The 22,848-nt window shown below is 46.5% G+C and carries 22 protein-coding genes; 9 read left to right on the forward strand and 13 right to left on the reverse strand.

The window, feature by feature from the left end:
- Positions 1 to 361 precede the first annotated feature (361 nt).
- The 13 genes from NU09_RS09385 to NU09_RS09445 all read right to left on the reverse strand — a co-directional run bounded on the left by NU09_RS09385 (position 362) and on the right by NU09_RS09445 (position 14,037).
- Positions 362 to 1,921 (reverse strand): sigma-54 interaction domain-containing protein, encoded by a 1,560-nt coding sequence (locus NU09_RS09385; RefSeq protein WP_129751025.1) that lies wholly within the window; start codon positions 1,919 to 1,921, stop codon positions 362 to 364.
- A gap of 48 nt (positions 1,922 to 1,969) precedes the next feature.
- Complete coding sequence (locus NU09_RS09390) at positions 1,970 to 2,269, reverse strand: GNAT family N-acetyltransferase (RefSeq protein ID WP_129751026.1); 300 nt, start codon at positions 2,267 to 2,269, stop codon at positions 1,970 to 1,972.
- Positions 2,270 to 2,287: 18 nt separating this feature from the next.
- Positions 2,288 to 3,649, reverse strand: coding sequence for a sigma-54-dependent transcriptional regulator (locus NU09_RS09395; protein ID WP_129751027.1), 1,362 nt, complete (start codon positions 3,647 to 3,649; stop codon positions 2,288 to 2,290).
- Between the two features lie 18 nt (positions 3,650 to 3,667).
- The gene (locus NU09_RS09400; RefSeq protein ID WP_129751028.1) at positions 3,668 to 5,887 is read right to left on the reverse strand and encodes a histidine kinase dimerization/phosphoacceptor domain -containing protein; all 2,220 of its coding nucleotides are present in this window, start codon (positions 5,885 to 5,887) and stop codon (positions 3,668 to 3,670) included.
- A 15-nt stretch (positions 5,888 to 5,902) separates the two neighbouring features.
- A complete protein-coding gene (locus NU09_RS09405) occupies positions 5,903 to 6,565 on the reverse strand; it encodes a YoaK family protein (RefSeq protein ID WP_129751029.1) in 663 nt (220 codons plus the stop codon).
- A 5-nt stretch (positions 6,566 to 6,570) separates the two neighbouring features.
- Entirely contained in the window at positions 6,571 to 7,044 is a 474-nt protein-coding gene (locus tag NU09_RS09410; protein ID WP_129751030.1) for a Dps family protein, read from the reverse strand.
- A gap of 529 nt (positions 7,045 to 7,573) precedes the next feature.
- A complete protein-coding gene (locus tag NU09_RS09415) occupies positions 7,574 to 8,467 on the reverse strand; it encodes an AraC family transcriptional regulator (RefSeq protein WP_207209770.1) in 894 nt (297 codons plus the stop codon).
- A gap of 128 nt (positions 8,468 to 8,595) precedes the next feature.
- Positions 8,596 to 9,534: an NADP-dependent oxidoreductase gene (locus NU09_RS09420; protein ID WP_129751031.1), complete on the reverse strand. Its 939-nt coding sequence runs from the start codon at positions 9,532 to 9,534 to the stop codon at positions 8,596 to 8,598.
- Between the two features lie 103 nt (positions 9,535 to 9,637).
- Complete coding sequence (locus NU09_RS09425; protein ID WP_129751032.1) at positions 9,638 to 10,780, reverse strand: L-dopachrome tautomerase-related protein; 1,143 nt, start codon at positions 10,778 to 10,780, stop codon at positions 9,638 to 9,640.
- A gap of 130 nt (positions 10,781 to 10,910) precedes the next feature.
- On the reverse strand, positions 10,911 to 11,876 hold the full coding sequence (locus NU09_RS09430) for an alpha/beta fold hydrolase (RefSeq protein WP_129751033.1): 966 nt from the start codon (positions 11,874 to 11,876) through the stop codon (positions 10,911 to 10,913).
- 65 nt (positions 11,877 to 11,941) lie between these two features.
- Positions 11,942 to 12,505: a TetR/AcrR family transcriptional regulator gene (locus tag NU09_RS09435; RefSeq protein WP_129751034.1), complete on the reverse strand. Its 564-nt coding sequence runs from the start codon at positions 12,503 to 12,505 to the stop codon at positions 11,942 to 11,944.
- 110 nt (positions 12,506 to 12,615) lie between these two features.
- The gene (locus NU09_RS09440) at positions 12,616 to 13,200 is read right to left on the reverse strand and encodes a TetR/AcrR family transcriptional regulator (protein WP_129751035.1); all 585 of its coding nucleotides are present in this window, start codon (positions 13,198 to 13,200) and stop codon (positions 12,616 to 12,618) included.
- An 81-nt stretch (positions 13,201 to 13,281) separates the two neighbouring features.
- A complete protein-coding gene (locus NU09_RS09445; protein ID WP_129751036.1) occupies positions 13,282 to 14,037 on the reverse strand; it encodes an SDR family NAD(P)-dependent oxidoreductase in 756 nt (251 codons plus the stop codon).
- Positions 14,038 to 14,342: 305 nt separating this feature from the next.
- Between NU09_RS09445 and NU09_RS09450 the strand changes: the two genes are divergently transcribed.
- The 9 genes from NU09_RS09450 (at position 14,343) to NU09_RS09490 (ending at position 22,803) form a co-directional block, all read left to right on the forward strand.
- On the forward strand, positions 14,343 to 14,912 hold the full coding sequence (locus NU09_RS09450) for a Crp/Fnr family transcriptional regulator (RefSeq protein WP_129751037.1): 570 nt from the start codon (positions 14,343 to 14,345) through the stop codon (positions 14,910 to 14,912).
- 255 nt (positions 14,913 to 15,167) lie between these two features.
- Positions 15,168 to 17,291 carry a sigma 54-interacting transcriptional regulator gene (locus NU09_RS09455; RefSeq protein WP_129751038.1) on the forward strand — a complete coding sequence of 708 codons (2,124 nt, stop codon included), beginning with the start codon at positions 15,168 to 15,170 and terminating at the stop codon, positions 17,289 to 17,291.
- Between the two features lie 422 nt (positions 17,292 to 17,713).
- Positions 17,714 to 18,892: an amino acid ABC transporter substrate-binding protein gene (locus tag NU09_RS09460; RefSeq protein ID WP_129751039.1), complete on the forward strand. Its 1,179-nt coding sequence runs from the start codon at positions 17,714 to 17,716 to the stop codon at positions 18,890 to 18,892.
- Positions 18,893 to 18,963: 71 nt separating this feature from the next.
- Positions 18,964 to 19,614: a hydrolase gene (locus NU09_RS09465; protein WP_242501854.1), complete on the forward strand. Its 651-nt coding sequence runs from the start codon at positions 18,964 to 18,966 to the stop codon at positions 19,612 to 19,614.
- A 58-nt stretch (positions 19,615 to 19,672) separates the two neighbouring features.
- Positions 19,673 to 20,032, forward strand: a complete 360-nt coding sequence (locus NU09_RS09470; RefSeq protein WP_129751041.1) for a nuclear transport factor 2 family protein — start codon at positions 19,673 to 19,675, stop codon at positions 20,030 to 20,032.
- Between the two features lie 15 nt (positions 20,033 to 20,047).
- Entirely contained in the window at positions 20,048 to 20,941 is an 894-nt protein-coding gene (locus NU09_RS09475) for a pirin family protein (RefSeq protein ID WP_129751042.1), read from the forward strand.
- A gap of 87 nt (positions 20,942 to 21,028) precedes the next feature.
- Positions 21,029 to 21,418: a nuclear transport factor 2 family protein gene (locus NU09_RS09480; protein WP_129751043.1), complete on the forward strand. Its 390-nt coding sequence runs from the start codon at positions 21,029 to 21,031 to the stop codon at positions 21,416 to 21,418.
- A complete protein-coding gene (locus tag NU09_RS17290) occupies positions 21,408 to 21,722 on the forward strand; it encodes a MoaF-related domain-containing protein (protein ID WP_129751044.1) in 315 nt (104 codons plus the stop codon). Before NU09_RS09480 ends, NU09_RS17290 begins: the two co-directional genes overlap by 11 nt.
- Before the next feature lie 58 nt (positions 21,723 to 21,780).
- Complete coding sequence (locus NU09_RS09490; protein ID WP_129751045.1) at positions 21,781 to 22,803, forward strand: Atu2307/SP_0267 family LLM class monooxygenase; 1,023 nt, start codon at positions 21,781 to 21,783, stop codon at positions 22,801 to 22,803.
- Positions 22,804 to 22,848 lie beyond the last annotated feature (45 nt).

Raw genomic sequence — 22,848 nt, forward strand, 5'->3', positions numbered from 1 at the left:
TTGTTTGATTTTCAGTCAGTTGTTTTTTTTGTAAGATTGAGTTATTACGATATATAGTAATTTATGGAAGAGGTTTTACGAGAGTAAGTAAATGCGAAGCTAAAAAAGGGTTCTTTTGAACACCTTAGCCGGAAGAGGAATAAAGTTTTTACTTTTCTGATATGCTTAAATATGTGAGGAATACCGGAATTATAAAAATAGTCATTTGCAGTAGAACGCTATTTCATCCGTGGTTTCCGGGAACTATCCCTACCGACACCCCGGGTGAATCCCTGTGAAGAACAAAGTCATATAAACCGACTTCAGACTGCTGTAGGGGGTATATAGGAGTGGTGATCGCTTTTAAAAAAGATATATGCAGTTAAGACAGGTAATGCCTTTTTTTGATGCCCAGCCTGTCCATTCTTGATTTTAAGGTAGTGGAAGGAAGGTCCAGAAGGGCAGCAGCACCGTTATCGCCTGATATACGCCCCTTACAAAACTTAAGCACGCTCAGGAGATAGTCTCTTTCAAACTCACGCCATGATTTTATGACTGTATTATTGTCAGTCGTATGTACTGCATCAGTATAGGAGGATACTTCTATTTCCGTAATTGTTTTTTCGGGGGACAACAGTACGGCACGCTCTATGGCATGCTCCAGTTCGCGAACATTACCCGGCCAGTTATGCATTTCAAGTCTTCTCATTGCCTTTGCCGAAATTGTTTTTACATTCTGTTTGTTTTTGGTACAGAAACGTTGTACAAAAAACTGTGCCAGGCTTTTCAGGTCTTCTTTCCGTTCTTTCAGTGGGGGGATATAAATTGGGAAAACGTTAAGCCTGTAGTAAAGGTCCTTTCTGAAATTTCCTTTGGCGATCTCCTGTTGTAAATCCCTGTTAGTGGCGGCTACTATACGAACGTTTACGGCTATGGTCTTATGTCCTCCTATCCGTTCAATTTCCTTTTCCTGTAATGCCCTTAATAGTTTTACCTGGAGATCCATTGGCAATTCTCCAATCTCGTCAAGGAAAAGTGTACCGTTATGGGCTATTTCAAACTTTCCTTTCTTTTGGGAAACGGCACCTGTAAAACTGCCTTTTTCATGGCCGAACAACTCACTTTCCAATAAGTTTTCGGGTATGGCAGCACAGTTTATTTTCACAAGGTTTTTGTTTTTCCTGTCTGAGTTTTCGTGTATGGCCCTTGCTACAAGCTCTTTACCGGTGCCGCTTTCACCGAGTATGAGGACTCCGGTGTCACTAGGGCTAACCAAACTGATCAGGGTACGTACCTTTTGCATAGGGGCACTGTTCCCTTCAATAGCCATGTGCTGGCCTTTAAAGGGCGTTTTTTCATCTTGTGCCAATTGATTTTTAGGATCATTGACGGAGATATGCCTCTCCAGTAAAAGTATATTGGTCAGGGTTATGGTAAGCTGGCTGCAGAGTTGTGTTATAAGTCGCAGGTCTTCCCGTTCGGGCTTTCCGTCTTTACTGTAACCAAGGCACAAAACAAGCTTGAATTTTTTTGAGGGAATAGTGTAAAACAAAGCTTTTCTGATGGTGTTTTTATAACCTTCGCCCACAATAGGCTGTAGACCCGTTTTGATTATTTCCGGTGTTGGGAGTAGCACAGGATCGGGAGAATCAGAAACCCTGTCAAAAAAATCGGTTTTAATCACCTGGTCTTTAAACCGAAGGAATTTAGGGTTCTCACTGCTGTAAAAAAGAGCATGGCCTTCTTTAGACTGGTGTTGGAGAAAAAGGGAGAAATGTTCAAACCCCAGTTTTGATTTCAGTTCCTGGGTTACCACCTGATTCAGATCAGCCCTATTCTCGGCCATGGCAAGGCTTTCGCATAGCGAGAGCAGTAGCAGCTGCTCCTGCTCTCGCTGCATGATTCTTTTTAGTATCTCGTTATTTTCCGCACTGTGGGTCATGTGGTACAATTTGTACAGTAAAAATAATAATTACCGGATTAGCTTGCTTTACTTATTTTCCTTAAACCAGATATCTTGGTAGGTGTCCGGGTGCCTTTTGAACTGCGCGTGTACGTAAGGGCACAGTGGGATGACCGTAAGGTTGTTTTCCCTAACATATTTTACCATCTCTGCCAGGAGTAATCCGGCGAACCCCTTACCGGCAGCTGCCAGGTCCACCTCGGTATGGTATACCGTTAATTTGTTATCACGTATGCTTACCACCATTTCGCCCATTTTTTTACCCTCTTCATGAAGGTAAAAGGCCCCGTGTTTTTTATCGTCCAGCTCCAGTTTAATATCGGTCATGATCCGTTTCTTTTGAAATTAGTAATGTTCCTGCTGTATGCCAAGTTTTTTCATTTTTGAATACAGGGTAGTAGCGGGGATCTTCAGCATTTCGGCAGCACCTCCCGGCCCGAATACCTTTCCGCCACAGGCCTGTAAGGCCTGCATGATATGTTTACGTTCCATATCCTCCAGGGAGGATAGTTCACCCGAAGTAGTTTCCCCCGGGCTTTCGGAGTCCGTGGGCAGTTCAATACTATCGATCTCATGGCCTGTGGATAAAAGCCAACTACGCTCAATAAGGTGTTCCAGTTCACGTATATTGCCGGGCCAGCTGTATTGTAAGAGCTGTTGTTGTGCTTTATCGCTAAACCCTGTAATGCCCTTACCGTTTGCCTTGTTGAATTTTGAAAGGAAATGATTGGCCAGTAACAGGATGTCGTCTTTCCGGTTTTTCAGTGGAGGAAGCTCGATAGGAAAAACATTAAGCCTGTAATATAAATCGAGCCTGAACCGACCTTCTGCAACCTCTTTTTCCAGATTACGGTTTGTCGCGGCTATAATACGCACGTCCACTTTAAAGGTATGGTTTCCGCCAATGCGTTGAATCTCCTTTTCCTGAAGCACACGCAATAGTTTTACCTGCGCATCAAGGGGAAGCTCGCCAATTTCATCCAGGAACACCGTTCCGCCATGGGCCTGTTCAAACTTACCCGTACGTAGGCTGTTGGCTCCTGTGAAAGCCCCTTTTTCGTGCCCGAACAGTTCTGATTCTGCCAGCGACAGTGGTAAGGCGGCGCAATTGACCACAACTAACGGTTTGTTTTTTCTGGCTGAGTTCTTATGTATGGCGTGGGCAATGCGTTCTTTTCCCGTGCCGCTTTCCCCGGTAATCAGTACAGAAGTATCCGTGGAGGCAACGAGACTTACTTTATGGAGTACCTTTTTAATGTTCGGGCTTTGTCCGATAATCTCACCAAAGTCAGGGACTGCCTGCTCTTTCTCTCCCGTTTTTAATTCCTGCTGGTTTTCGATCTTGTGTCTGTAACGGGCTATATCGAGCATCACCAACAGGTCTTTTTCCCTAAAGGGTTTTACCATAAAGCCGTAAGGTCCTGTTTTTTTTACAGCCTCCAGTATACTTTGATTAGTATTGGCCGATATGAATAGGAACGGTATTTTTACCGTAGCCAGTTCCCTGGCGAGGTCTATTCCCGTCTCGTTTCCTTTAAGTATGATATCCAGCAGGACCCAGTCGGGCCTTTTGGCCGCAATCATGGTTCTTGCCTGCGTTGCAGAAGAGGCTATCCCCACCACATTGTAGTTGCCTTTTTTCAGTATCATTTTCAGGTCGTTGGCAACTATAAACTCATCTTCAACAATCAGTATTTTTTCATTCATATTCATCTGTCATTTTGCTTAAATATCAGTACCTCTTTTCGTAAATGGTATCGTTATGGTTACACCGTTGCCGGTGGTAATGTCAAATGCTCCGTCAAGCTGTTCGGCCAGCCCTCTCATAAGGTTCATACCCAGGGAATCCAGTTCCGTGAGTTCAAACCCTTCGGGGAGGCCGACACCGTTATCGGTAATCTGTAACAGGAATGTGTTTTCCTGGGTCTCCTTAAAGGTTATGGTGATAATGCCTTTCTGGTTTGGGAAGGCATATTTTATAGCGTTGCTTATGGCTTCATTAAGGATCAGCCCGAGCGGTACGGCCTGAGCCACGTCCAATTCTGCCGACTGTGTGTGGAGTTCAAACCGTATTTTGTTGTCATTATCAAAACTGTCTTTTAGATAGTTTGTCAATTCCTGTATGTACCAGGAAATATTGATACTGGCAAGATTATCGGTCTGATACAGCTTCTGATGGATCAGCGACATGGCATGCATCCTGTGCTGGCTGTTTTGAATGGCCTGCAGGGCATCCTCATTGTCAAGATAGGCCGACTGCGTGTTTAAAAGGCTGATCACGATTTGCAGGTTGTTTTTAACCCTGTGGTGAATCTCTTTCAGGAGCCACTCTTTTTCCTCAACAAGATTTTGAAGTTTTTTGTTTTTGCGGTTTATTTCTTCCTGTTTGGCCTCCAAGACAGCATTCGTTTTTCTTTTGATGCAATACCTGCTGTAGACCAGTGCAAGGATTATGAAGGAAATAACCAAACTCCCGATAAAAATATAGCGTATTACTATTTCCTTTTCCAGTTTTGTTTGCTGCAGCTCGCTTTGCTGTGTCAGGAGCTTGATGTTCTTGTCTTTTTTCTCGGTCTCGTATTGTAACTGTAGGTCTGAAAACTGTTTGGAGCTGTTGATATTAAAAAGAGAATCATTAAAAGTTTTATAATTCTTCAGATGCTGTATGGCACCTAAATAATTTCCTGTAGCCGAATCGGACTGAAATTGTGTATGTTCCAGCTGCGACAGGTTATATAGGTCGTTATGTACTTTAGCCAGTTCTTTTAATTTGCCGATGTAAGGGTAGGTTTTGTCGGCCTGTCCGGTCTGTGTCAGGTAGCTTATTATGGCATAATAGATTTTTTCCTGCTCTATATGGGTCCTTCCATCAAGATTGCTGCTGCATTGCAGCAGTTGCTCATAGTAGCGTCCGGCTTTACGGTACTGCTTGAGTTTACAGTGTATCAGCATGTATAATGACTGGTATTCCACATCACATCCATCGCTGTGGTAAAACTGAAAACCGCTATCGAGCACTTCCAGTGCTTCTGTAATCTTTCCCCTATGATACAGGCTTCGGGCGGTGTTTATGGTTATTGCGGTCACTCCCTCAGTATCATTGTTCTCTTTTGATACCGCTATGGCTTTCTTATAGTATTCAACGGATTTGTCAAAGAAGTTCAGTTCAGAGTATATGGTTCCCAAAAGATCGTACAAAAGACTTACCCATAAGCCGCCAACCCTGACGCTGTCCATCGTCTTTTCGGCTTTAAGGGCATAGGATAGCGCTAGCTCATAATCCCCCTGAACCCTGTAATCCATAGCAAGTATTGTGTATTCCTGGAAAAGGTTCTGATCCTCCAGCTTTTTCTTGATTTCAACAGCCTGTAAGGCATATTTTATGGATGTGGCAGGCTTATCCATACTATTAAACATAATGGATAGTTTAGAATACATTAGGGCTTCTTTGTCAACCTCACCCGCCTGTTTGTACAATGATGCCGCATTGATGAAATATTTAATAGTGTCCGGGTCACCGTTGTTTGAGGCAAAATAACCCAGAGAGGCGTAAATATTGGCAGCTTCTTTATTGAGATTGTATTTTTTTGCATAAGTAAGTGCCTTGTGTTTTAATCGGTTTCCTGTAGTGGTATCACCATTGGTAATTGCTATTTCGGCATCAAGCAACATGCTATGGGCAATATTATTTTTAAGGTCGAGTTTTCTGCTGATCTGCATTGCCTTGCGGTTCAGTACAACAACGCGGTCCATATCTTCTTTGGAATGTTTTTCCTTCTCCAGATAATAATGTACCGCTTCCAGCAGCTTCTCTGCCTTCTCCTGGTTATTTTCACCGTGCTGCAGTTTCTCGACCAGGGCATGCATTTTCTCATCATCGGTTTGCTGACCGATGGATTTGATCGGAAACAATAAAGCAAGTATAAGTACTATTCGATACACCATTTTTTTAAGTTAAAATTATTCAATATTCCTTCTTTCGCCGAGGTAACACAGCAGCATTGGCAGGGCAGCTGCAAGTATCGCTTTCAGCCCGAATTCCGCTGCGCACAGCGCACCCGATACGCACCCTGTGAGAAACCCCGTTATTGTAATGGCCTGTTTTTTAATACTGATAAGGGCAACCGGGGCAACAGTTCTGTTTATCAGTAGCTCGCGTATGTCCAGTGACGCCTGAGCGACATTGCCTGTCATAACCGTTGTGGGGCCATAGGTGTCTTTGGGGAACAGTTTGCCAAATGCATTTTGCAGCCCCAGGGCAAAAACAACAATCATTACGTAAAGGTACTTTAATCCTTTGTTATTACTTTCGGGATAAACATAAGCCAGGACACCAGCCAAAAGTAAAAGCAACGCTTCGGCTAACAGGAGCCGGCGTTTTTCATCAGATTTCTCAGATAGCCGGCCCCCGCACATTACCGCTATAATAAAAACAGGAAAGGTAATTAATTTTATCCATGCCTGTATATCCCCGCCTTTGATGATCTGATAGGCAAAAACAATAAAGTTACCGGTTACATGGGCTGAGAAAATAGTGTCACCGGCGACAAAGGTTACCGTGTCGCAATAACCCGCAACAGCCGACAGTAGGAGAGTCGTGTAATGTATACCGTGAAACCTCATTGGTTTTATTTCAGATGAGCTCTTAGCATCCAGGCCATTTTTTCATGGCTTTCCATCAGTGATGTAATGAAATCACTGGTGCCATAATCCTTTAGTTCAGCAGCAAAAAGGTCAATTCTTCCACGAAGGAACATGATAATGCTCTCATGGTCCATTAAGAGGTCCTTGATAAATCCGGGACTGTTGTTCTCCGACCTTGATACTTCGGTCAACTGCGTTAACTCTAAAAAGTCTTTTAAGGTAGCAGGGGCATAGTGTCCCAAAGTTCGTATTCTTTCGGCTACACTGTCCATAATTTCATCGAGTTGGTTGTACTGGGATTCAAAGAAGAGATGTTTGTTGTAAAAGTCGTTTCCCTCTACATTCCAATGGGCGTTACGGGTTTTGGTGTACAGCACAAACTCATCTGCAAGCAGTTTGCTGAGCGAGTCGGTGATCTGTAGGATGTTTTCTTTTCTGATGCCAATAAATGATTCCATAATTTTTTATTTGATGTTAACAGCCTTGCCAAGCTAAGCCGAGTGAAATGTTTAAACCCTTACCCTATAAGCGAATTTGTTGCCATTTATTTCAATGATCTGTATTTCAGTTGTTTGGTTTTTTGCAGGTATTATTATTTTACGATATATCGTTAAATTATGAATAGTGTGTTAAGGGAGTGTTATTTCGATTCATAACTACACATAAAGAAATGTTCTTTCAGCTGCAAGAATCGGTATTTTGAGAAACAGGGATAACCTTGTGGACCGGCACCTGTCGGGACGCATTGGTGGGGGCAGAAAAGGTAGGTTAATAATAAGACAGCTTGCGGAGCGCCGGTTCCACGAAATATTTTGTATCTGCCCCGGGATTAGGGTCGTATAGGCTAGGGTGTTCTGCAGGTGGCAGGGAAAGGTTCCCACCAGGAGAGCAGGGGAAGATATATTTTTGTAAGGAAATAAGAGGCCACACTGCAGCTAGGGACAGCTGTTTGTCATGTAACGTTTTTATAGTGGCAATTGGTGGCCATCATGCAAGGCTGCTGCAGGAAGTCCCCGCATCGTCGTAATATTTCCTGATCACTTTGGTCATGTGGCTGGCATCGGTGAACCCGAGTTCATAGGCTATCTCCTTGAGGCTCTGTCCTGAGTATTCAATCCGGCTCTGCGCCACATTTACCCTGGCCTTTAGGATGTATTCCTTAAGGCTTTCCCCGGTCTTCTTTTTAAAATATTCACCGACATAATTGGGTGATAGCTTAAACGCATCAGCGATCGCATCGGTTTTCAGCTTACTGTTATCAAAGAGGTTGTACTGGATGTACTGTAGCAGATCACGCGTCTGAAGGTCTTTGTCCTGATGCTTTTCAAGAAAGCTGTTCTCAAAATTACGCAACAGTAGGTTAAGCAGGGCCACCATATTGGTCCGCAGTACGGACTCCGACGCGCTGTTTTGCTCTTTTTCACTTTGGATGCTTCGAATAAGGCTGATCATCACGGCCCTGTCGGAATCGGAATGGATGATATCACCGGGTATTCGATTGTAGCTGCTTAAGATATAATGCAGGTTAGCGAACCATTGGCTGTAATCCATCATAGCACGTTTGTCCTGTTTAAAGAAAAGGGCATTAAAACGGATAAATACAAATGTAGTTTCCGATTCAATTTCAAAGGAATGGCAATCGTAGGGCGGCAAAAGGAAAATACTTTCACCCTGATAGGGCACAAGCGTATCGTTTATGCATTGTTTGCCTGTTCCCTGCTCAATGAAGACAAGCTCAAAGAAATTGTGCCTGTGGGGCCTGCGGCTCCATCGGGTCAGTGTTTCTTTCTCAATGTCAAAGGGCATTAAAGAGTTTTCGATGTGCATAACCTGTTTTTTGTAAGGCATTGGGTAAAAGCAAATATAATAGTTTTTACCCATTTAGGAACCGGCGTGTTGCCTCTTTTCCTCGGATGCAGGATGATGCCGGAGGATGGGGGGTAGGATTGCATCAGGCGCCGTCCACTGTTTTTTATAGTTGAGGTAAGGTCCGGCGCCTGCCGCAATTATTAAAGGGTTACAACGATTTTGCCGACTGTCCTGCCAGTCTCAATATGTTGGTGTGCCTTGGCCATTTCGCTAAAACCGAACTCTTCGGAAACATGCGACCTGATATGTCCTTTGGCCAGCCACTGCGCAATAACCCTCATGTCCTCCCCGCTGGATGAGACCAGAAAGAAATACCCGTTTACGCCTTTGGCCGCCGCTTTTTCCGTTACGGCCTCACTAAGTCCGGTCGGGATGCTTATCACGGTACCCCCGGCCTTGGCAGCAGTGATGGAATTGTCAATATTGTCCCCGCCTACGGTATCGAAAACAAAATCAAATGCTGAAGGGTGGTTTTTCCAGTCATAGCCGTGATAATCGATATGTTCCTGAGCACCAAGCCCCAGTACAAATTCCCGGTTCGCTGCCGAGGAGGTTCCGGTTACCACAGCGCCAAGATGTCGCGCCATCTGGACCGCAAAGTGCCCTACGCCTCCCGAGGCGGCATGGATCAGGACTTTATCTCCAGGCTTTACCTGTGCCTTGTGTACCAGTGCCTGGTAAGCGGTCAGTGCCGCAAGGGTAGCGGCAGCCGCTTCGCTATGGGAAATGGCATCAGGCTTAAGTGCCAGCTGGCTCCCCGGTGCTGTAACGTACTCGGCATAGGCTCTGCCGTGTCCCGGGAAGTTTACCATACCGAATACCTCATCGCCTTTTTTGAAGCCGGAATCAGTTCCCGCCTCCACTACAGTACCGCTGATATCCCAGCCTAAGATAAGGGGCAGCTCATCCTTAAGCCTGCCGTATACGCCTTTACCGGCACGGCTTTTTACATCGACCGGGTTAATGCTGATTGCTTTCACCTGGACCAGTACCTTATCAGCGTTTATTTCCGGAACCGGTATTTCGCCGTATGTGAGTTTATCGGTGGTTCCTACTTCGTTTATAAGTATTGCTTTCATGTTTTGATCTGTTTTGATTACTATTTTTATTATATGCCGGTTTCTCCGGGATCGGCGAAACGGTTTCTTTAATATTAATTATGGCCTGTAATCCGGTATTGTATCAGATTTTTAGACGCACGATCCTATAGGGTTTTTCTTTTTTGTCGACATTATTGTTGAACCATGGCATGAGCTGTATCTGTGACAGTGAAATGTAGAGGTATCCGTCTTGCGAAATACTGTAGCTGTCAGGCCATATCAGGTTTTCAGGATCGGTTATCAGTGTGTGCATTTCCAGATCGGGTGCGATCCTCACAATACTGCTTCGCTCCAGGTCCCCGAAATAGAGGTTACCGGCCTTATCGAATACCATTCCGTCGGTTGTCACGAAATGTCCCAGATCCTGGACCTTATCGGCAATGGTTCTCAGGGGTGTGGCAAAATCCCTGAGAAGTTTCGTCTCCACCCTGTAGAGTTTGTCATCGGTCAGCGGCTTGTAATACAACCAGGCCTTATCCGGTGAAAGGGCAATACCGTCAGAGTGGATCTTAGGGATACTTCCGTCGGCCATGGAGAATTCCTTACCCTTAAAGGTAAAATGGTAGGAGGGATCGGATTTTACGCTGGAATCGTCTTGAAGCACCAGGCGGGATTCCCCTGAAACAATATTGAGTACCACTATTCCGCCGTTGGAAGAGCTGGTCATATAGGCATAACCGTTACTGTTGTCAACCCTGATGTCATTAAGATAGCTGTCTGCCCCGGCTACCTGTTCAGGAAACCTGTAGATACGCTCGATGCTGTTATCGGAAAGTCTGACCTTCACGACCTTATTGGCATTTTTGTATACGGGTCCGAGTCCGATACCGGCCGCATCGACGATCCAGAGGTATCCTTTTTCATCGGCCACTACAGCCTGTACGCAAACAAATGTGGTGGAGCCCGGGTCACCTTTCTTAAAACTGTTCCACTTGGTATCCGGATAGGGCAGGGGCTTTCCGTCCCTGATCTCGACTACGGAGTTGGCATGACGCTCCAGCCAATACGGATAATTGGTAAACACACGGCCCTCCGGTGATACGGCTACCCCTGTCAGTTGGTAGGTGCTGTCACTGAAAACCTCTTCCAGAACCGGAGATTTTGTAGTGTCACCTGAAGCATCGGCCGTTGTGAGGGAAGGGGCTGCTCCCTGATCAGGTCTTTTATTGCATCCTGCCACCAGTAGCGACAGTAGGACTGTTAGTAGCAATAGTTTGTATTTCATGAGCTTACGATTTAGGTTTAATCAAAATTAGTAAAGATGAAGGAATGCGTATAGGTACATATTTAGGTTTTACCGGTATAAAATGAGGTGGCCGTATCTTTCATTACCTGTTCACAGTGTTTTCAGGGGTTTAGAGCGATTTTTTCATAAATACCCTGATCTTCTCCATAATTTCCGCTGCATTTTCCTCCAGTGCGAAATGCCCCGTATCGTAGATGTTGTAATCTATGTTGCTGACATCTTTTTTAAATGCGGCGGCACCGCTTTCGGGAAAGTATTCATCATTTTTTCCCCATACCACCAGAACGGGAGGCTGATGAGTCCTGAGATACTCCTGCCATTTCGGGTAAAGTTTCAGGTTGTTCTGATAGTCGTACCACAGGTCAAGATTGACCCGGTGTGCATTGGGGCGGGACATTCTCAGGTAGTCAAGATGCCAGGTGTCAGGATTCACGTTTTCAGGATTTCTTGTGCCATGGGTGTATTGCCACTTCAGGCCTTCCATAGTAAAGGCCGGCAGCAGGGCGTTCTCGGTTTGCTCATTTCTGTCAGCCCAAAAATCCCTGATGCCTTTCCATGCCTGCCCCAGACCTTCCTCATAGGCGTTTCCGTTTTGAGTGATGATGGCTGTAACGCTTTCCGGATTTGCAGTAGCTATCCTGAAACCTATCGGAGCACCGTAATCCTGCATCATGATAGCATAGGAGGTAAGTTTTTTCTTTTCCAGGAACGCATTGATGGTTTTTGCCATATTGTCAAAGGTATACTCGTATTGGTCAGGGGAGGGAAAGTCACTGTTTCCGAATCCGGGATAGTCGGGTGCGATCAGATGGAAATCATCTGATAATCCCTCGAGTACCTTCCTGTACTGATGTGAGGATGCAGGATAGCCGTGCAGCAGGACAATTGTTGGATTGTCCGGATTTCCGGCCTCACGGTAGGCTATGTTGACCCCGTCGATTTCAAGTGTCCTGAACTTTGTGGTTTGCCCGTCTGATTCATTTTGTGTTGTTACACTTTCATTTTGCGGTGTGTTTTCCGATTGCCCGCAGCTAAGCAGGATCAGGATCAGGCTTATTGAAATTAGTTTTCTCATCGTTTTTTACTGTTAAGATTAAAATTAATTACCGAACGTTTGGTAAAATAGGTGAATAAATTTTTTTATTGTTTTAAGTACTTTATGTAGATGTCCTTCAGAGTGTTCTCGAAAATAACCGTATCGCTTAGTCCCTTACTCAGTATAAGGCTGCCCTGAATAGCTATAAGTGAGCTTAATGCCATATCCTTTGCTTTGGCAGGAGGGAAACCGGCCGATTGACCAAATGCCGTGAAACCATCCAGCCAGTCTTTCAGGCCGCTGTTAATGAGGGTCTGAAACAGGTCTGACCCTTCCTGCATCGAGAAAGCTTTAAAGATACAGTTGTCCTGCCCGTTGTTGTAGAGTGTCCTGATGTATGAGAGTGCTTCGGTCAGACGGATTTCAGCGGGGGTGTCCGGTTGCTGCAGTGCCTGCAATACGTGTTGTGCTACCCAGGCTTCCAAGTGTTTTAAAACGGATTCGGCCATTTCCTGTTTCCCTTTCGGGAACCTATGGTACAGGCTCGCTTTCTTTAGTCCCGTAGCTTCGGAAAGATCCTTCAGACTTGCCCCCTCATAGCCCTTTAGGCGGAATGTGTGGGTTAAAGCCTTTAGTAATTCCTGATCGTCTATCTTTTGTGGTCTCATAGGGCAAAGATACTAAATAAATTTTAATTACCGAACGATTGGTATAATTTAAAGGTAAGCCTAAGATACGCTTTACTAAAAGATAGCTAAAAAGCTGTACCGCATGCCGGTTACTGTTGCTTCAGGGCCGAAAGGCAGACCGTTACAATGTCGTCAAACATTTTTTTATCCGCATCAAATTTTACGGTAACGCGCAGTCCGTTCAGCGAGTTAAAAACAAACCGGGCTAGGGAACGGGCGGGCGATTTTGAGGTGAAGACACCGGTATCCTGTCCTTTTTTTATGGCTTTGTATAAAGCCTCTTCGGTATCGTGCATAATGGCATTGGCAATGGCTGCGATTTCGGAATCAACAGGGGCCAGTTCCACTACCGAATTGATCACAAAACATCCCTTGGAGGCCGTACTGTCCAATGCTTCAGCCTGAACGGCTTCAAAAAAGAACCTGATGTAGGACTCCACATCCTCGGGGGTATCGGTAGTGACCACGGGATCGATCTTTTCTTTGCGGTATTGCTTTAAGGCTTTCACAAATAGGGAATGCTTATCCCCGAAGGTATCATAGAGGCTCGAGCGGCTTATGCCGAGGTAGTCTACCAGGTCCTGGGCAGAGGTGGCGTTATAGCCTTTCTGCCAGAACAGGTTCATAGCCCTGTCCAATACGTCGTGTTCGTTAAATACTTTTGTCCTTGCCATAAGAAATCTTTGCAGTGTAGTAGGATTACACTGCAAAGATAATAAATTCAGGAACGAATGTTCCGTTTTTAGGCAAAAAAATTACAGGCGTACGGCGTTGACCGAGGCCCCGCTGTCGATGGTAAATTCAGATCCGGAAATAAAGGAAGCCGCATCAGAGGCTAAATAGGTAATAAGACCGGCGATTTCTTCGGGTCTGGCAAAGCGCTTGAACGGCATCAGTTTCTCTTTAAGGAAGTTATGCACTTCTTCGGTTCCAAACTCTCCCCTGTAGATCATGTCTGTTTCGGTCATGGAAGGGGCTACGGTATTCACCCTTATCTTTCTCCCGGCCAGTTCCACGGCTGCCGACTTGCTGTAGGCGGTCAGGGCTGCTTTGCTTGCAGAATAGATACTGGTCCCGGTAGCAAAGGTATAGGCAGAAACAGAGGTAATGTGTACCACTGAGGCCCCATCGTTAAGAATGGGTATAAACTTTTCGGTTGTAAATACGGCGCCCTTAAAATTGATATCGGTAAGGGTGTCGAAAGTGGCCTCGGTAAGCTGTCCTACCGGTTGCTGAAAGGATACCCCGGCATTGACCACCAGAATATCTACAGTACCGTAACGGGCCTGTACCGCTGCCGCTAAATGTTCCGTATCGGAAAGGTTGGCGGCATCGGCGCGGATTCCCAGGGCATTGGAGCCCAGCGTCGCTACAGCCTGATCCAGAGCCTGCTGATTGCGGCCCGTGATCACCACTTTGGCCCCTTGGGCAATAAATTCCTTGGCGGTAGCAAAACCTATACCTGCGCTTGCGCCGGTTATTACGGCAATCTTGTCTTTTAATGTACTCATTCTTTTAACTGTTTAAAATTAATAACGGAATAATCGTTCCGCAAAAGTAAATTAAACGGAACAAACATTCCAAATATTTTTTTAAAAACATTTTACAATGTGCGGATCCGATCCCGTAAGTGAATCAGCAGTGGGGAAGTTTTTACCTATACCCATTGCCTTGCGCGGGAATTTAGCGCTTTCGGGGCAAGTAAGGAGGCCGGTATTTCAGCCCTAAGAAAAGCAGGTATTTACCCCAAAAAAAAGGCATCGTGGAATGAAAACTCAAAAAATCATTAAATTTGCAGTTATAAAATACTATTTTTATGAAGTCCCTGCACGCATACCTTAACCGATATGTTTCCGCTCTTATCTCAGAGAAAGACTTTGAAATGATAGCCGGTCATTTTACTCCGATGGAACTGAAAAAGAAACAGTATCTGCTCAAAGAGGGACAGGTAATTGATTTCTTTGCCTTTATCGTGAAGGGTGCCATGCGTAAATATTATATTGATGATAAGGGAAAAGAACATGTAATAAACCTCTATATTGAGAACTGGTGGGCAGGTGACCGTGAAAGTTTTGCCTTGCTGACACCGAGCCGATATTACATAGAGACCTGTGAGCCTTGCGAGATACTGGTGATTACAAGAGAAAATAAGGAGAAGCTATGTAGGGAATGCCCTGTTTTTAATGAGTTTATACTTAAACTTGATGAAAAATACAGTGTCGCCTCCCAGAAAAGGATAGCCTCCTCGATCAGTTCATCCGCCAGGGAACGTTATGATGATTTTGCGGCCCGTTACCCTGAATTTTTACAACGTTTCCCCCAGCATCTTATCGCTTCCTATCTTGGGATTACCAAGGATACCTTAAGCCGTGTACTCAAACAATAGCTGTCAGTCTATGATGACCGGGGCCTTATTTTTTGATGCTGTAGTCCTTTAGCAATCCCTCATTATCGTCATTTGTCTACGTTTTTTCTTTCCGTATGGCCTAGCTTTGCTTTAATCACAATAAGTTCTGTATTACGATTGCTGTAACCCTGCTACCCTTCCCTGTCCAAGGTAGGTTATATGGGCTACAGCGGTACGTGCTGCCTGCAGCACTAAAATGGACTACAGGGTGGGACTTATCTGAAAAAGTTAATCATGGATATTTATAGTGACGAACTGCATATTGCCGGAATGTTGATGGATAATCTGCCCTATGAGGTGGTATGGCTGGATGCCGAGGGTTTTATTGTCTTCGCCAATACGAAATTCTGTACCGAGTCGGGTTACAGCAGAAAGGAGATCAGCCGGCTTTGGATTGCAGATATTAATATTACCGTAACCCCCGAAAGCTGGAAGGAGCATTGGCAGGAGGTACGACAAAAGGGGAGCGTTAACTTTATTGCGACCCATAAGACAAAGGATGGCCGGTTTTATACCGGAGAGGTGTTTGTGCAGCAGTTCTCCTTTAAGGAAAAGCAATTCATATGTGCGATTTTCAGGGAGATAACTGAGACCAGTTTTTATAAGAATCTGATAGAGAATACCCGGGCGATCGGAAGCGTGGGGGGCTGGGAACTCAATCTTCAGGACGGCTCCCTTAGGACTACCGCCTGCGCCCTGAATATCTTTAATACTGAAGACCCTGAAGACCTGCTGCCTTCACGGATTATTCATCAGTTTGCCGACAGCGGCCGCTTCAGGACTCTGCTGGGGCAGGTGATGCGGAAAGGGACCGCGTTTGATGAGGTCCTTGAGCTCAAGGGTACGCCCCCCAGGTATATCAGGGCGATCGCCAAGCCTATACTGAAAGCCGATAAGATTTATAAGGTATCGGGTGTGTATCAGGATGTCACCGAGATCAAGCAGAAGGAAAACGACCTCACACTCTATAAGACCATTATCGATAATGCGCAGGATCTTATCTATGTCTATAATGATAAGGCGGAGTTACTGCACTACAGTGAATCACTGATCGAGAAACTGGGATTCAGCAAGAAGCAGTTGGACGGGCTAACGATGTTTGACCTTGACCCTTCCGTTACGCCGGAATTCTGGGAATCGCATTTCCGGGAACTCAGGGAAAAGGGATCGCACCGATTCGAATGGCTGGTTTCCAGAAAGGACGGTACGAAGTTCCCGGTGGACATTACCGCAAGCCAGCTGAAGTATTACGGTGATGATTACAGCTGTGCCGTGGTACGCGATATTACCACAAAGAAGCTACGGGATCTCGAGCTTTATGAGGCACTGCAGGAGATCAAGTCCTTGAAGGAGCGCCTTGAGAATGAGAATGAGTACCTGCAGGAGGAGATCAGCAGCAAGATCAACTTCAAAAACATTATCTGTGACAGTGAGCCCTACAAAAAGGTACTGATGCAGGTTGATCAGGTGGCCCCCACCGAAACTACGGTACTGATTACCGGTGAATCGGGTACGGGTAAGGAATTACTGGCCAGTGCCATCCACAGCAACAGCCGAAGAAAAAACCGTCCCCTTATCAAGGTCAACTGTGCCACCCTGCCCAAAGAGCTTATCGAGAGTGAACTGTTCGGCCATAAAAAGGGCGCCTTTACCGGTGCGGTAGCCAATAAGATGGGGAAGTTTACCCTTGCCGACGGAGGCACCATCTTTCTGGATGAGATCGGAGAGTTGCCCCTGGAGCTTCAGCCCAAGCTTTTAAGGGTATTGCAGGAAGGGGAATTCGATGAGCTGGGCGGAACCAAGACCATTAAGGTGGATGTCCGTATCATAGCGGCCACCAACAGGGACCTGAAGGAAATGCTTCGCGAAGGGCTTTTCCGAGAGGACCTGTACTACCGCCTGCATGTCTTTCCCATTTACAATCTGCCCTTACGTGACCGCAGGGACGATATTCCTGTTTTGGCGCAGTTTTTCCTGGAGAAATATGCTGCAAAGGCAGGCAAGGCTTTCCGTCGTTTATCGGCCCAAACCATCGACTGTCTGATGAATTATGACTTCCCCGGTAATATCAGGGAATTAGAAAACCTGATTGAACGTGCCGTAATAGTGGAAAACGGTACAACGCTAAGACCGGGCAGTTGGATACCCGAAAAGGATGTTTTGGTCCGTCCCTGTGGTTTTGTTTCCTTTGAGACCAAACAGCGGGATTATATCATTGAGGTGCTTGACCATACCAACTGGCGCATCAGCGGGCCTAACGGTGCCGCGGCAATCCTAAAGATGAAAGACAAGACCTTATTTGCCAAAATGAAGCGGCTGGGCATTGAAAAGCAGGTCGGGCTCAAGGTAAAGGCATAACCGAAAAAATTCCCGAATCCGGTTGCACAGTAACCACCATATACTATCCACCCCTTCATTACGGGCTATGGGGTGTAACCTGCTATCCGATTATTTCGGTTTTCCCGCATTATATTGATCCGCCCGGGCAACTGCCGCTTGGGAGTCAACTCAACTTCCCGCTGCGATAAGTTATGCTGTCCCGTGCCCAATACCTGTATTATCGTGGTTTTTATATCCGCCTGGCGGTAAATAAAAGATCAATAATTTCTTAAATATGAGAAATTTACGAGAAATCAGAAAAAGAGTAATCGCCTGTTTGTTTGTAATGTATTGTTAATGAGTATTTTATCTGTATGGCACGGAATTAGGTTCTATTTATACAGGTAGCGGTTCCAATGGGAATTCCTACCGGATCTATTAGAAAACTTAAAAACAGTGCCATGAAAACATCTCCAATCCGAATCGGCTATAGCCTCTCCCTTACAGGACCGGTATCTGAAAATGCAAAAGCTGCCAGGCTGACCCATCAGATATGGGAACGGGATATCAACAGCAGGGGCGGCCTTTTGGGCCGCAGTGTAATACTAACCTGTATCGATGACAGGGGTGATGCAGCACGCGCCGCCGCCATTTACAGGGATCTGCTGGATAATGACCGGGTAGATCTTGTTTTGGGTGGCTACGGAACCAATACGCTTGCCGCCTCGATGCCTGTTGTCATGGAATATAAAAAATTCCTGATCGGCCTGATGGGGTTGGGAGTAAATAGCGCATTAGGGTATCCGAACTATTTTGCGATGATACCCACCGGGATGCGTCCGAATACGGCCCTTACCGAGGGTTTTTTTGAGCTTGCGGCCTCGCAAAGCCCCACCCCCAAAACTGTGGCATTGCTTTCCGCCGAAGCAGAATTTTCAATAAACCCTGTGGTCGGCGCCAGGGCTAATGCGGCAAACTACGGACTGGAAGTGATTAAGGAGCTCCGTTATCCCCTGTCAACGGTTGATTTTACCCCGGTTATCGAAGAATTGGGCAGGGTTAATGCCGATATCTTATTTATCTGTTCCTACCTGAGTGATTCGGTAGGGCTTATCAAGGCGATCCGCAGCGGTTCCTATCGTCCCAAGATGCTGGGCGGTGCCATGATCGGCCCGCAGAGCGCCTCGGTCAAGACGGACCTTGGCCCCCTTCTGAACGGTATTGTCAATTATGAGTATTGGGTTCCGGTGCCCAAAATGGAATTTACCGGTGTCAGGGAGCTTCTTGCGGAGTACCAGCGGCAGGCCATCAAAGAAAAAACGGATTTACTGGGCTATTACGTGGTACCCTTGGCCTATGCACAGCTGCAGGTGCTGGAGCAGGCCGTGAGAAACACCGGCAGTTTGGAGGATGAAAAATTATCCGAATACTGCAGGGGCAATGCCTTTGAGACTGTGATGGGCACCATCCGCTTTGCAAAGGGTGGTGAATGGGAACAGGCGCGTGTGGTTCAGGTTCAGTTTCAGAATATAACAAACAAAAGTATTGAAACCTTTAAAGACGACGCAACGCAGGTTATCGTAGCGCCCCGATCGTATGCTTCCGGAAGCTTTATATATCCTTATTCCCCGGATAATTAAGGGGAAACTAAATCAGTATCACAATTTTTTTAAATAAATCTTTACTCAAAATCATTACAATTATGAACAAAATGCCAAAAATCGGACTTGAGGGGCTATTGCGACCTGAAGACAGTATCGTAGTGCTGATCGATCATCAGCCTTACCAATTTACCAATCTGAACAGTCATGAACCCACGATGGTCATCAACAATGTTGTCGGGCTTGCCAAGGCGGCAAAAGTTTTCAATGTGCCGACCCTACTGACTACCGTTATTGAAGAGCGCGGGGGGTACATTATCAAAGGGCTTCAGGATGTATTTCCGGAGCAAAAACCCATCAACAGGACTTTTATCAATACATGGGAAGACCCGAAGATAACCGACATTGTCAAAGAAAGTGGCCGCAAGCAGCTTATAATTGCGGGCTTATGGACAGAGATATGTGTGGCCATGCCTGCCATTCAGGCAATAGGGGAAGGTTATGACGTATTTGTGGTTACCGACGCCAGCGGTTCAACCTCTGCCGAGGCGCATGATATGGCGGTACGCCGTATGGCCCAGGTAGGTATAGTGCCCATTAACTGGATTGCGGTGGTCTCAGAATGGCAACGTGACTGGGCGCGCACCGAAACAGCTGCGGCGCTTTCCCAGGTGGTCCTGGAACATATGGGGGCAAGCGGTATTGCCCTGGCCTGGGAGTTACAGCTTTTAGCAACTCCTGTGCCGAAAGAGAATCAATAATAGGTTTGCCGTTCCTGGCCAGGTTCAGGAACGGCTTTTTTAACTAAATAAAACAGTTATGGATAATACAACATTGGCTTCGGTCATGGAAAAGAATCTGGAACAGGTCTGGAACCAGCGTAACAGCGGGATCAGGCTAAAGGCAATTGAAAGCCTTTATGAGCAGGACTGTGATCTGTTTCATGTCAATCACCAGGTAAAAGGATACGATGCTATCAATGAGAGCGTAAGTGGTGTTCTGGCTCAGATGCCGGAGGATTTTACCTTTACCAGACTCAGCCCCGTTATCATTAATAATGATCTTGGCAGGCTGATCTGGGGTGTGGGCCCGAAGGGAAAAGCACCGGTGCAGACCGGAATGGACATTGTGGTTTTTGAGCAGGGAAGGATCAGGTCCCTGTATGTGTTCCTTGATTAATTTAAAGCTTTTTATATGAAAAAGAAAACAAGTTTTTCAACAAGGGGGCAAAGGGCAGATATCGGGGAACTGATCATCTACAGGCTTCTGGCCAACAGGTATAGTGATGCGGTAGGGCCTTTTGTGTTTTTGGACCATATCATCCCTAAGGTCCGGTCCTCAGCAGGTAACAGCGGGACCGGTGCGCATCCCCACAGGGGCATCGCTACCCTAAGCTATATCATGGAAGGTGAGGATGAGCATTTTGACAGCGCAGGAAATTATGCAAAAGTATATTCAGGAGGTATCCAGTGGATGAAGGCCGGCAATGGGATCATTCATGATGAGACCCTTAATACCGATTCGCAAAATGGTGGTGACCGTACCCATGCCTTCCAGTTCTGGATTAATCTCCCTGAGGCGAATAAGGCCGAAAAGCCGGAATACCTGGCCATCCAAAGCGGCGAGGTTCCCCAAAAAGCATTACCGGGAGGCCATGGCAGCATAAAGGTAATTGTCGGGAATTATGAAGAGCTGCACTCGAGAATACCGACGTACTTACAGGAGTTTCTGTATCATATAGAACTGGGTCCGACCGGTGATTTCACCCTTTCCTTTGATCAGGATATCGAGGTAGCCGCTGTGCTGCCTACCGGTACCATGCGTCTTAATGGTGTGGAATATAAGGCAGGTGAATTTGTGGAATTTGACCGAAATGCCGGTGAGATCATACTGGAGAACACCGCAGGGGAAAACGCCGATGTGCTGCTCTTTGGCGGAGAGCGCTACAGGGAGCCGATTGTGGCCGAGGGGCCCTTTGTGATGAACAGTGCTGCCGGGATAGCGGAAGCATACCGTGACTATTATGCCGGTAAGTATGGACGGATAAGGCGGCCTGAATCGGGAGATCCTGAAAAGCGTAGCCGTTAGCCCTTTCCTGAACAGGCTGTTGATCAACGACCATAACCGCAATTACTGATCGTAAAAAAATAAATTTTTAATCATTATAAAAATACAATGAACAATAAAGAAATCGTACTGAAAGCAATGAATGAATTGTTTCACCAAAAGGACAGCAGTGCCATAGAACGCTATTGGCAGGAATCCTACCTGCAGCACAATCCCTCAATGATAAACGGACACAAGGGGCTGAGAGACCTGCTGCCCTTTCTTGATAAGGATTTTAAGTGGCAGCCCGGTATCATAGTGGAGCAGGGTGATATCGTGATCACCCACAGTCTTGTCCGTGGCTGGGGGCCGACCCCGGTTATCGTAGTGGATATCTTCCGACTGGAAGACGGTAAGATCGCAGAACATTGGGATGTAGTACAGCAAGAGACCCCGGCCTCAGAATCGGCCAGCGGTAATGCCATGACATCATTTAATATCGCAGGCTATGGCAAATAAACTAACAGGCAAAAGGTACCTTATGGATGTAGGTGTCCTGAAAACGGAACTGCATTTCGAATCGGAAAGCAGTATGGTATTTACGGTCCTGGAGGGTGGAGGCCTTACTGAGAAAGGTCATTCGGAAAGAGTGGCTATCACCCTGGCGGAAATACGGCCCGATGTGTATATGATCGCATGGAAGGAAGCTTCCGGAGCGACAGTTACCCATGTGGAAGATCATCAAAACGGCGTGATCTACAGCAATGCCACCCTGCCCGACGGTAGTTTTTATACCATGAGGGGCACAGTAAAGCCCTTATAGGAACAGGTACGCTTTAGCAAATACAAATAGTTAAACCCATAAAAAGAAAGCAGGAATAATGGAAATCGGAATAGATAGTTTTGCCTCGGCACGATATGGCAGCAATACACTCAGCAGTGTAGCAGCTATGGAACAGTTACTGGATAGGATCGCCGCCGCCGACCGGGCGGGGCTGGATGTATTTGGCATAGGAGAACACCATAAGAAGGAATTTCTGGATTCCGCACCGGCAATAATCCTTGCTGCGGCCGCAGCAAGGACCACACGTATCCGTCTTACCAGCGCGGTAACGGTATTGAGTACTTCCGATCCGGTACGCGTATACCAGAATTTTGCGACGATCGACCTTATTTCCAAAGGGCGTGCCGAATTGGTGGTGGGGCGTGGTTCGGCAACGGAGGCGTATCCGCTGTTCGGCTTTGACCTTCGTGATTATGATGCGCTCTTTAAGGAAAAGCTGGACTTGCTCTTGCAGCTCCGCAATGAGGAGTTTGTCTCCTGGAAGGGACAGTTCCGCCCGGCGCTGGACAACCAGCCCGTTTACCCGAGGGCGCTACAGGAAAAATTACCGGTATGGCTGGGGGTAGGGGGTACACCGGAATCGTTTGTACGGGCAGGTATGCTCGGGCTTCCTCTGATGGTCGCGGTTATTGGGGGCGAAACGGAGCGTTTCCGTCCCCTTGTTGACCTTTACCGGGAGGCCGGGGCAAAAGCGGGATTCTCACCGCAGGACCTGCGCGTAGGACTGCATTCACCGGGCTATGTAGCCCGCAGTGATGAGAAGGCTATAGCAGATTACTATCCCGGTTACGCCGAGCAGTGGACCAAATTGGGTAGGGAACGGGGCTGGCCGGCTGTGACCAGGGCCGGCTTTGATGCCATGACCGCACCTCAGGGTGTCCTTGTGGTGGGTGGCCCCGAGCAGGTTGCCGAGAAGCTGATACGACACAGCAAGGCGCTCGGGGGCGTGGACCGGTTTACCTTTCAGATGGATAATGCCGGCTTATCGCACGGACAGTTGCTGGAATCCATCGGATTGATAGGTTCAGAGGTTATACCACTGATAAAAGGACAGCTGTAAAAGATATGAAATGCAAAACTAAAACAACCTCCGGAATCTTATCGG

Source organism: Flavobacterium beibuense, from assembly GCF_004151245.1.
In the GTDB taxonomy this organism is placed as follows: Bacteria; Bacteroidota; Bacteroidia; order Flavobacteriales; family Flavobacteriaceae; genus Flavobacterium; species Flavobacterium beibuense_A.